Source organism: Clostridium carboxidivorans P7 (genome assembly GCF_001038625.1).
Taxonomy (GTDB): domain Bacteria; phylum Bacillota; class Clostridia; order Clostridiales; family Clostridiaceae; genus Clostridium_AM; species Clostridium_AM carboxidivorans.
Map to the genome: position 1 here is coordinate 2277485 of NZ_CP011803.1, position 12371 is coordinate 2289855.

The following is a 12371-nucleotide window of genomic DNA, read 5'->3' on the forward strand; positions in this document are numbered from 1 at the left end:
ATTATCCCCCTATCTTAATTTTTATTCCAGATTTTTTGAATTTATTTGATATTTCCTCCATAACTTTGTCAGATGGCTTTTCATTACCAGATAACTTATAAGTCATTTTAAGTCTTCTATATTTATCCATACCCATTTTATGATATGGTAATAAATTAACCTGTTCTGCATTTATATGTGATAAAAATTCAATAGCTGAATCTATATGATAGGCATCATCATTAACCCCTGCAACAATTGGCATTCTAACAAATATTCTACATCCCTTATCTGAAAGCTTTTTTAAGTTTTCAAGAATATTAGTATTTTCTGAGCCAATGTATTTAATATGTTTTTCATTGTCCATAAATTTTATATCATACAAAAATAAATCTACTTTATCTAATATCTTCTCCAAGCTTTCCCAAGGCACACAACCGCTGGTATCCACTGTAGTATGAATTCCTTTTTCCTTACACTTTTTTAAAACCTCATTTAAAAAATCTATATGAATCAGTGGTTCTCCTCCTGAAAATGTAACACCTCCACCAGATTCATCATAAAATACTTCATCTTTCATTATTTCCTTCATGAGTTCTGATACTGTAACATCCTTGCCTACATACTCTCTTGCAGTATTCGGACAAAAATCAGTACACTTTCCACAAAGAGCACACTTTTCTTCATCAACAACAGAATGACCTTCCTTGATTGAAATGGCATTTTGCGGACACCTTTTTGCACAAATACCACATCCTGTACACCTTTCTTCAAAGAACATTATTTCATGTTTGGGATTTTGAGTTTCAGGATTATGACACCACCAACATTTAAGTGGACATCCTTTAAAAAAAATTGTGGTTCTAATGCCTGGACCATCATGTATAGAGTATTTTTGAATATTTATTATAGTACTTGAGTTCACATCCATCCCCTCCCTTATATAATGCATTACTTTATAAAAAACTAATCCTCAGTCTCCTTTTTAAACATATTCGGAGTATGTACTGTAAGCAGCTTAACTGTTTTACTTGTGTAGTTTGCCCAATTATGAACAAGATTTGAATCATAATGAGCACTATCTCCAGGAAACAATTCTTGCTGCTCATTATTGATAAGTAATGTAAGAATTCCTTCTAAAACATAAACAAATTCTTCACCTTTGTGCTGATAGGAAGTTAAAGGTTCCTTACTACTAGTTGGAAGTATTTCTATTAATCTTGGTAGAAGATTTTTATTTTCTATATCATTAGTTAAATGATAATGTATGAATTGATTATTTTCCACTTGAAATACTTCTTTTTCGTAACTTCTAAGTATAATTTTTTTATTGTGATTTGCTTCATTAATGAAGTATGATAAATTAACATCTAAAGCCTTTGCAATATTGTTTAAAGAATCTATAGCTACTGCTGTCAGTCCTCTCTCCAATTGTGATAAAAATCCAATAGATAAATTAGTTTTCGTACTCAATTCCTTTAAGGTCAAATTTTTATTAGTTCTAAGTTCTTTTATTTTTTTACCTACATCTTCTGTCATAATATTGCCTCATTTCTTTTTAACCATAAAAAATAAAAATATTATTTAACTTTCTTATCCATCATAATTTTCTTAATATTTACAATAATATTATAATATATACTTGTTAAAAAGTCTACTCTATTTTTTAATATATTAAAAAAATTTTCATGCTTATAAATAAATAAAGTAGTATATAGCCTATGTATTCATTTACATCGAAAATTTCGTCTTAAAATTTCATATATATGAAACCAGAAAATAAAATTTTCACACAAAATAAGTCATATAAAAAAAGTGATGATAGTTATAACCATCATCACTTTTTCAGGCTGTTGATAAACATATTTTGTCAGCAGCCTTTTAAATTTTTAGCCCGATAGGGCTTTTTTTTAATTCAAAAAGGATTTTAAGATTTTGTGTAGAATTAATATAATATCAGATTTTTTAAGGAGTTAACTATTATGATTAAAGAAAATAATTCTGCACAGCAACAATTAGAGTTAGTATATATAGAAAATTTAGTTCCCAAAGATCATATCTTAAGGAAAATTGATAAATATATAGATTTTTCATTTATAAGAGATTTAACTAAGGACTTCTATTGTCCTGATAATGGACGACCAGCAATTCAGCCAGTAGTTTTATTCAAAATGTTATTTATAGGTTACTTATTTGCAATAAGATCAGAGCGACAGCTCGTGAAAGAAATTGAAGTAAATGTAGCTTATCGCTGGTTTTTAGGATTTTCATTAACAGATAAAATCCCAAGTCATTCTACTATAAGCCAAAATAGAATAACAAGATTTAAGGATACAAATATATACCAAGAAATCTTCGATAATATTGTATTTCAAGCAATAAATAAAAAATTGGTAGATGGTAAAATTCTATATACAGATTCTACACATTTGAAAGCTAACGCTAATAAAAACAAGTTTACAAAAGAACAAATTACACAATCAACCAAAGACTATTTTAATGAGTTAGAAGAAGACATTAATAAGGATAGAGTAGCTCATGGAAAACAACCTCTAAAAAAAAAGATAAAATAGAAAAAACTAAAGAAATTAAGACCAGTACTACAGACCCTGATAGTGGCTATATGCATAGGGATGGAAAACCAAAAGGATTTTTTTATTTAGATCATAGAACTGTAGATGGAAAGTATAACATAATAACAGATGTTTATGTAACGCCTGGTAACATAAATGATGTAGATCCTTATATAGAAAGACTAGATGTTCAAATTAAAAAGTTTAATTTGCAAACTAAATATGTTGGAGCCGATGCTGGTTATTCTACTAATAATATTTGTAAACAAATATTTGAACGAGAACTAAAAGCAGTTATGGGCTATAGACGTAGTCCTCATGTAAAAGGTAAATTTACTAAATTTAGATTCCAATATGTTAAAGAACAAGATGTATATTATTGTCCAGATTTAAGAGCATTAGAATATAGAACTACTAACCGTGATGGTTATAGAGAATATGTATGTAAAATCGAGTACTGCAGCCAATGCAATAAAAAAGAAAATTGCTTATCAGATAAAAGCAAAAGAAAAGTTGTTTATCGCCATGTCTGGGAAGATTACAAGGATGAAGTAATCAAATTTACTAAGACTGATAAAGGAAAATGGCTATATAAAAGAAGAAAAGAAACTATCGAGCGTAGCTTTGCAGATTCAAAAAATCTCCATGGTCTGCGCTATTGTCGCATGCGTGGAATTAAAAAAGTTTCTGAACAATGTTTGTTAACAGCAGCAGTTCAGAATATGAAAAAGATAGCCAGGGTGCTATCGCACCTATTTTTGCAATTTTTAAAGAATTCACTAACCAATTTATGGATAACATTCTCTTTTTATATGCTACCGCATAAATATTTAAGACAAAATTAAACCCAGCACTTTAAAAATGCTGGGTTTATGAACAATCTGAAAAAGTGATGATAGTTATAACCATCATCACTTTTTCTATTAAATTAAATCTTATTTTGCTAAATCAAATACTTCTAGCTTTTCATCTTTTATGCCTTTGATTTTGACATCTACCATTGCTTTAAGAGTATCTAACGCTGTTACTACTCCTATATTTCTTTCAATAGCAGCTCTTCTTATATGGAAACCATCCCTTTTTGAATCATTTCCTTTAGTTGGAGTATTTACTACTAAATCCACTTCTCCATTTTTGATAGCATCTATTATATTAGGATGTTCTTCTGAAAGCTTTCTAACTTCTTTAACCTTTAAACCTGCGTTTCTTAAAAGCTTTGCTGTATTTTTAGTTGCCACAAATTTAACTCCTAATTTGTGCATTTCTTTTGCTATGGCTAAGAATTCCTTCTTATCATGATCATTTATAGTAGCAAGTACAGTAATCTTTTCTTCTTTAGCAAGCATATTAGCTGCTTCAAACCCTTTGTATAGAGCCTCTTCTATTGTCCTTCCAACTCCTAAGACCTCTCCTGTAGATCTCATTTCAGGTCCTAAACAAACTTCAACATTTGGAAGCTTTTGAGTTGAGAATACTGGAACCTTTACAGATATAATTTCTGGTTCCTTATAAATATCCACACCATAACCTAAATCCTTTAATTGTTCTCCAAGCATTACTCTAGTTGCCAAATCCACTATAGGAACTTTACTTACTTTACTTATATATGGTACAGTTCTTGATGCTCTAGGGTTAACTTCTATTACATAAAGATTTCCTTCAAATTCTATGAACTGTATATTGATCATACCTTTAATACCTATTTCCAAAGCAATTTTTTTAGTATAATCAAGTATTTTTCCTTTCATTTCAGCACTTATATTCTGACTTGGATACATAGTTATACTATCTCCAGAATGCACTCCTGCTCTCTCCAAGTGCTCCATTATGCCTGGTATTAATACATCTTTTCCATCTGATATAGCATCTACTTCTATTTCTCTTCCCATTAAATATTTATCAATAAGTATTGGATTTTTCTTGTCTTTTTCAAAAGCATTTGATAAATAGTATATAAGCTCTTTTTCATCATGAGTAATTTCCATACCCTGACCTCCAATTACATAGGAAGGTCTTACAAGTACAGGGAAGCCTAATTTTTTAGCTTCTTCCAATCCTTCTTCCGTGTTCCAAATTCCTTTTCCTTTAGGTCTTGATATTCCTAACTTTTCAAGTAATTCATCAAATCTTTCTCTATCTTCTGCCATATCTATTTGATCTGCAGTAGTTCCAAGAGTTAGTATATTCTTTTCCTTTAAGAATTTGGCAAGCTTAATAGCTGTTTGTCCACCAAACTGTAGGATTACACCATTTGGCTTTTCCTTTTCTATTATATTTAAAACATCTTCTTCTGTAAGAGGTTCAAAGTATAACTTATCAGACACATTAAAATCTGTACTAACAGTTTCAGGATTATTATTCACTATTATTGTTTCTATGCCTAATTTTTTAAGTGCCATTACACAATGTACTGAAGCATAGTCAAATTCTATACCCTGTCCTATTCTTATTGGTCCTGATCCTATAACCATTACCTTCTTTTCATAGGAAACTTTTACTTCATCATAAGTGTCATAAGTTGAATAATAATATGGTGAGCGAGCTTCAAACTCTCCTCCACAAGTATCTACCATTTTATAAACTGGTTTTATTCCCCATACACTTCTAAGTTTATATATATCATCAGGACTTACCTTAAGCATATCTGCTATACCTTTATCAGAAAATCCCTTTTGCTTTAATTTGTGGAACCATTCTTTATCCAAATCGCCTATTTTACTAAGCTTTAATCTTTGTTCTTCTTCAACAATCCACTTAAATTTTTCAATAAAGAATTTATCTATACCTGTTATTTGAACAATCATATCTACTCTATACTCACGTCTAAGCATTTCTGCTAAAGCAAATATTCTTTCATCATCAGGAGACATAACTCTTTCCTTTAGTTCTGCCATACTAAATTCTTTAAATTTTTTATGATCTAATGAATATTTTCCTATTTCTAGAGATCTTATGCCTTTTAAAAATGCTGCTTCAAAATTGCTTCCTATAGCCATAATTTCACCAGTAGCCATCATTTTAGTTCCAAGTACTCTATCTGCTCCCTGGAATTTATCAAAAGGCCACTTTGGAATTTTAACTACTACATAATCCAATGATGGTTCAAAGCAAGCATATGTCATTTGAGTAACTGCATTCAATATTTCATCTAAACCATATCCTAAAGCTATCTTTGCTGCTACTTTAGCTATTGGATAACCAGTTGCCTTAGAAGCTAGTGCTGAAGAACGGCTTACTCTTGGATTTATTTCTATTACTGCATATTCAAAGGAATGTGGATTAAGTGCAAGCTGAACATTACATCCACCTTCTATACCTACAGCATTTATTATATCTATAGATGCAGATCGAAGCATCTGATATTCTTTATCTGATAAAGTTTGGCTTGGAGCTACTACTATACTGTCACCTGTATGAATACCTACTGGGTCTATATTTTCCATGTTACATACTGTGATACAATTTCCAAAGCTGTCTCTCATTACTTCATACTCTATTTCTTTCCATCCCTTAACACTTTTTTCAAGAAGTACTTGACCTATAGAGCTCAATTGAAGTCCAGATTCCAATATTTCTTCTAGTTCTTCTTCATTTTCTGCTATTCCACCGCCAGTACCGCCTAGAGTATAAGCTGGTCTAACTATAACTGGATATCCTATTTTACTTGCAAAAGCCATGCCGCTTTCCATATCAGTTATTATTTCACTTTCAATAACTGGCTGACCTATTCTATTCATCATATTTCTAAAGAGTTCTCTATCTTCACCCTCTTTTATTGATTCTATAGATGTACCAATTACCTTTACATTATATTTATCAAGTATTCCTTTATCATAAAGTTCTACTGCTAAATTTAATCCCGTCTGTCCTCCCATACCTGCAAGCAAGCTGTCTGGTCTTTCTTCTTTTATAACCTTTTCCACGAATTCCAATGTTAATGGCTCTAAATAAACTTTATCCGCTGTTTCCTTATCTGTCATTATCGTAGCTGGATTACTGTTTATTAATACAACCTCTATTCCTTCTTCTCTCAATGCTTCACAAGCTTGAGTTCCAGAATAATCAAATTCTGCTGCTTGTCCTATAACTATTGGACCTGAACCTATAACTAAAACTTTTTTTATATTTTTATTTAATGGCATATCTGCTACCTCCCAAAATTACGTATTTAAATACAACCTATACTTTTTACTCTGCGTACTTCATAAATCTATCAAATATATAATCGCTGTCCTTAGGTCCTGGACATGCTTCTGGATGGAATTGTACTGAGAATATAGGTAAACTTTTGTGTTTCATTCCTTCTATAGTTCCATCATTAACACTTACATGAGTTACTTCCATATCTTGTGGAAGCATGTCTACATAATACCCATGATTTTGAGAAGTTATATGAACTTTATTTTCTTCTAAATCTTTAACTGGATGATTACAGCCTCTATGTCCAAATTTAAGCTTGCCTGTTTTTCCACCAAAGCTTAAAGCTAAAAGCTGATGTCCTAAACATATTCCTACAATTGGCTTCTTGCCTACAAGCTGCTTTATATTTTCTATAACATCTTTTAAATCCTCAGGATCTCCAGGTCCATTAGATAGAAAAATCAAATCTGGATTTAATTTTAAAATTTCCTCTGCTTTTGTATTGGAAGGTAAAACAGTTACCTTACATCCTCTCTTTACAAAGGATCTTACTATATTTTGCTTTATTCCAAAATCCATAATAGCTACATGTTTGCCTTTTCCTTCTATTACATACTTTTCTTTAACAGTCACACTTTGAACTGCTCCCTTATTGGAAAAAGCTTTTATCTTACTTTTAATCTCACCATAATCAACATCTTCTAGTGTAATTATGCCTTTCATGGTTCCACTATCTCTTAAAATTTTAGTTAAAGCTCTTGTATCTATTCCTTCTAAACCTATAATATTATTTTGTTTTAAGTAATCTTCTAATTCTAATTCAGATCTAAAATTGCTTGAAGCATTACATTTTTCTCTAACTATAAACCCCTTAACCTTTGGTGTTTTAGATTCCATATCTTCTAGGTTTATGCCATAGTTACCTATAAGCGGGTATGTCATTGTTACAATTTGACCATAATAAGATGGGTCTGTAAGAATCTCTTGATATCCTGTCATTCCAGTGTTAAATACAACTTCTCCAACACTATCCTTTAAGCATCCAAATGCATTACCATAAAATGTTGTTCCATTTTCTAATATAAGTTTTGCTTTCATATAATAGACCTCCCTTAATTTTTGTCTCGTAAAAATACACTTTTGAATAAAATATTCTTTGATGAAGGCCTTGCAACCCCTTTTAAACGAAAAGGGTAATAAAAAGATTACACATTAAAATACAATCTCCCTATTACCCTTGTAAATACTATTAAAATATAAATTTATCCATTTTTTTTCTGCACAATAAAAACACATCATCATACCTCTTTCTGGCCTCTCTGGACCAATTTAAAGTGTATTTTTTTACTTTAATTCTTTTTCACTCATAATTCTAATTTATAATTTTAAATATGTCAAGGATAAAATTAAGCATTTCTAATCTTTCTACCAGCCTTTAGCTATTTCAAGTACTTCATCTGGAATATCACCTCTTAAATATTCAACTATTGAAGCTTCAATAATATTAAGTGCTTTATCCATTTGTTCCCTAGTTATTACAAGCGGTGGTTGAATACGCAGTACATTATTTGCAAAGAACGTAAGTAGCACACCTTTTTCCCAGCATCTATAACAAATCTTTGCTGCTGCTTCCTTATCCCTCTCTTTTGTACTTCTATCTTTAACTAAATCAACCCCAATACTTAAACCTACGCCTCTTACATCCCCGATTAATGGATATTTAGCTTTCATGTCATTAAAACGTTCTATAGTATATTTACCTAGCTTTCTGCTATATTCCAAAAGTCCCTCTTCTTTTATAACCTTAATTGTTGCAAGTGCTGCTTTGCAACATATTGGATTACCCATAGTTGTAAAAGCATGTGCAGGAGGTCCTAAGGTTTCCATAATTTCCGATCTTGCTATAATAGCACTCATTGGCATTCCAGATGCTATTGATTTTCCCACAACTATTATGTCAGGTTCCACATTAAAATTTTCTATACCAAACCACTTGCCTGTTCTTCCAAAGCCTTGCTGTACTTCATCAACAGCAAACAAAATCCCTTTATCCTTACATATACTATATAACTTTTTAACATACTTTTCAGGCGGCACAATAAGTCCTGCATCTCCTTGTATAGCCTCCATTACTACTGCTGCTACTTCTTCTTCAGGTATATAGTTTTTAAAGCTATCTTCTAATTCTTGAATACACTCTAAATTACAACTTTCTTCCTTCTTACCAAATTTGCAGCGATAACAATGAGGATAATTTATATAGTGAACATCAGGAACTAATGGTCCAATCTTACGGCGCATATTCAAACTTATAGCCGAAATTGAAAGGGAACCATAGGTAGAACCATGATATGCTCCAACAAAGGAAATTATTTTGCTTCTTCCTGTATAAGCTCTAGCCAATTTTATCATTCCATCATTGGAATCAGAACCTGTAAGACCAAATATCACTTTCTTTTTGAAATTTCCTGGTGTGATTTCTGTTAACTCTTTAGCCAACTCAACAAGAGACTCCTGATATGTGTAAACTGGTGTGTAATGTATAATTTCCTTAGCTTGTTCCGTTATAGCCTCTACAACCTTTGGATGACAATGTCCTATATTAGTTGCTGCTGCACTGGACAGCATATCTATATACTCATTGCCATCCTCATCTTCAATTATTGCTCCCCTGCCACGCTTTATAACCAATGGATAATAAGGAACTCTACAAGCAGCCCCAACTACTTCATTATCTTGTTTCACAATATTCTTACATCTTTTTATATTTGCCCCCACAATAACCCCTCCTAAAAAAATATTAATTATTTATTATTTTTTTAAGTATTACTTAATAGCTATTTACTAACTATTCTATTATATGCCAAGTATTTTTTCAAGTATTTATTAATTTTTTAAGTTATACTTATTTTTTGCAAAATAAAAAACTGTACTCTTTTTCAAGAATACAGCCTTTAATTAGTATATTGGTGGGCACATACTACTAATTCCTATAACCCTTTTAGACGTTGGATTATAAAATTTATGCGGTATATTTTCCTGTATATAAATACTATCACCTTTATTTAGAGTGTATTTTTCTTGTGCTAAATACAATTCTATGGTACCTTCGATTATGAATATACATTCATCTGCTGGATGTATCATAAATTCATCACTACTCCAGCTGCAAGGTTCCAATTGAAAGTGTATAATCTCCATTTTTGAATTTATTTCCTTATCCGATGCCATAGGTGTAATAAATTCATATACGATACTTGAATTAGGGAGCTCCAATTTTTTTCTTTTATCACTTTTAATAAGCACCTTTTGCTTTTTTTCATCAGTTAAAAATGTATAAATTGGTACTTCTAGTGACAAAGAAATCTTTCTTAAGGATGAAAGAGAAGGATCAATAATATTTCTTTCAATTTGAGAAAGATAGCTAGCTGTAAGTCCTGTTTTATCAGCTAATTCATTTAAGGTTAATCCTTTTTCTTGTCTTATTTCTCTAATTTTAGGTCCTAACAAAAGTAACTCCTCCCTGTCTATCCAACGTGTTGTTTTATAGTAATTAAACTTTTTAAGTGCTTTAACACACCAAGTTCATCATACTTTATTTTATATTATTTTTTTGTAATAGTAAATAAAATTAAGCTTTAACAATATTTAATTATTTTTCTATATATTTATTGCAAGTTTTTTTGCTATCAAAATATAAATTTAATACTCCAAAGACTAATAAACAAGCTGCCCATATACAAAGAATTGCCATTTTTACATTTGAGGAAAAGTCATCTGTTACTACAAGTATTCCTATTGTGCAAAAATCCAAAACAGCTATAGCTAAAACAAATTTGCTATTTCCTCCTATATAACTATAAGAAGCCATCCATAGAATAGTCAATGAAAATAAGAATAACACATAAGCAATTTGTTTAAATATAATATTAATTGAATTAGCTTTTGATTCTGTAAGTTTATATAAATTCTCCAAATTCTTTTCTCTTTGAGAATCTGTTTCTTTATAGTAAATTCCAATATCACCTTTGATCAATTTATCTTCATAATTATTTTTAATCATATTTTCAGATACATCTTTTTTATACTCATACTCTGTATTTTTCAATTTTTCTATTCTCAAATAATATAATCCATTATCATTTTTCTTATTAAACTCATCTAAATATTTGTCAATTTCATCTTTTTTGATATTATTCTTTTCATTTATTTCTTTAAATATAGCATTTATTGTATATTCTGAATTACTATTTACATATTTTTTATCATTATTTTTATAAAATACGCTTATAGCCATAAATAAGCATGCAATTATAAATGTAACAATGGCACCTTTCAAAATAAATATTGAAAATTCATTTTTCTTCTTCCAAATAGTATTCATTTCGTTTACCACATTGTTTTCTTTTCCAAAAGCATTTAATGCCTTTTCCATGCTTTCTTCTTCACTAAACCCTTGTTTTTTTAATTCTTCCACTTCTTCATATAAATGAGCTTTCATTTCTTCTTTAATATTCTCTATTTCTTCATCTGATTCATTAAAATTATCACAAATCTTATCAACATAGGCATCAATTTTACTCATTAAAATGCACCTCCATAAAATTATTTAATAATTTTTTTAATAAATTCCACTCATTTACCTTTTCTTTAAAAAATTCTTCACCCTCTTTTGTAATTCTATAGTACCGTCTTCTACCTCCACCAGTACCTTTATCATCATTCCAGTATCCTTCTAAATAATTTTTCTTTTCAAGTCTTTTTAAAGATACATATAATGTTGCTTCTTTCATTTCAAAGTTTTCATTTGTCTTTTCCTTTATTGTCTTTGCAATTTCATAACCATACATAGGCTTTTCCTGTAAAACTGATACTATAATTATGTCAATATATCCTTTCAGTATTTCCTTCTGAAATTCCACTATATTTTCTCCTTTCACAATATTTTATTTAACGAAGTACTTTATATTATTAAGTACACCTATATAATAACATAAATTACTTAATATTATCAAGTAGTTTATGTAAAATAATTCTATTTAATTTCCAAATAAAGTATTAATAAATTCCAATATGAATAACTAAAACCTGCAAATTGACTAAAAAATATTCATAAAATCTAATAATTATTTGTTTTTTTCAGATTAACTCATCTATATATAGAATTAATTCCATCATTACAATTTGAAATTTATACAAAATTTATAGAAGGATTTTCCACAATATTATATTTACTCCAAAGTTAATTTTTATAAAAACGTTTTTATAAAAATATATCAATTACCAACAACTACTATGTGAATAAAAATATTCATTAATTTACACTTTCCACAATAAATTTCATGTAAATATGTAATTATTTATATAAAATATACTTTTTTTAATAAAAATTGAATAATTTCATGATTAAATATGCATTTTTGAAATAATTAATTTTATTTTTATATTTTTGACATAATATAAAATCTTATTTCAAAAATCATGAATTTTTTAATATATAGATACAATAATAGCTTATTTTTATTCATTAAATTATTTTTATCGTATTTAACATTTAAAAATAATTTAATTTCCACTATTCTAACTTAAGCATGATTCTTGCTAATGTTATGTATACTATAAATAATTTATGAAAAATCGTTTGTTATTATGGGGCTTTAACATTCATTTTTATAAATC

The 12371-nt window shown here is 29.3% G+C and carries 9 protein-coding genes; 1 reads left to right on the forward strand and 8 read right to left on the reverse strand.

The features are described from left to right. Nucleotide 1 precedes the first annotated feature (1 nt). Nucleotides 2–904: a trans-4-hydroxy-L-proline dehydratase activase gene (locus tag Ccar_RS09825; protein ID WP_007059690.1), complete on the reverse strand. Its 903-nt coding sequence runs from the start codon at nt 902–904 to the stop codon at nt 2–4. A 41-nt stretch (nt 905–945) separates the two neighbouring features. After that, complete coding sequence (locus Ccar_RS09830; protein WP_007059689.1) at nt 946–1518, reverse strand: helix-turn-helix domain-containing protein; 573 nt, start codon at nt 1516–1518, stop codon at nt 946–948. A gap of 443 nt (nt 1519–1961) precedes the next feature. On the opposite strand from Ccar_RS09830, the gene Ccar_RS09835 reads away from it, so the two are divergent. Beyond that, nucleotides 1962–3397 (forward strand): IS1182 family transposase gene (locus Ccar_RS09835; RefSeq protein ID WP_416101003.1). Its coding sequence is split into 2 segments (ribosomal slippage): nt 1962–2544 and nt 2544–3397, totalling 1437 coding nucleotides; the frame shifts between segments, so codons are not numbered across the junction. A gap of 90 nt (nt 3398–3487) precedes the next feature. Here the strand turns inward: Ccar_RS09835 and carB are convergent. The 6 genes from carB to Ccar_RS09865 form a co-directional block, all read right to left on the reverse strand. Then, the gene (carB, locus tag Ccar_RS09840) at nt 3488–6694 is read right to left on the reverse strand and encodes a carbamoyl-phosphate synthase large subunit (RefSeq protein ID WP_007063989.1); all 3207 of its coding nucleotides are present in this window, start codon (nt 6692–6694) and stop codon (nt 3488–3490) included. Between the two features lie 46 nt (nt 6695–6740). Next, on the reverse strand, nt 6741–7790 hold the full coding sequence (locus Ccar_RS09845; RefSeq protein WP_007063990.1) for a carbamoyl phosphate synthase small subunit: 1050 nt from the start codon (nt 7788–7790) through the stop codon (nt 6741–6743). A gap of 327 nt (nt 7791–8117) precedes the next feature. Then, a complete protein-coding gene (locus Ccar_RS09850) occupies nt 8118–9470 on the reverse strand; it encodes an aspartate aminotransferase family protein (RefSeq protein ID WP_007063991.1) in 1353 nt (450 codons plus the stop codon). Nucleotides 9471–9650: 180 nt separating this feature from the next. Then, on the reverse strand, nt 9651–10202 hold the full coding sequence (locus tag Ccar_RS09855; RefSeq protein ID WP_053075335.1) for a helix-turn-helix domain-containing protein: 552 nt from the start codon (nt 10200–10202) through the stop codon (nt 9651–9653). A 142-nt stretch (nt 10203–10344) separates the two neighbouring features. Continuing rightward, a complete protein-coding gene (locus Ccar_RS26075) occupies nt 10345–11277 on the reverse strand; it encodes a permease prefix domain 1-containing protein (protein ID WP_007063994.1) in 933 nt (310 codons plus the stop codon). Beyond that, nucleotides 11270–11614 carry a PadR family transcriptional regulator gene (locus Ccar_RS09865; protein ID WP_007063995.1) on the reverse strand — a complete coding sequence of 115 codons (345 nt, stop codon included), beginning with the start codon at nt 11612–11614 and terminating at the stop codon, nt 11270–11272. The genes Ccar_RS26075 and Ccar_RS09865 overlap by 8 nt, the downstream gene beginning before the upstream one ends. Nucleotides 11615–12371 lie beyond the last annotated feature (757 nt).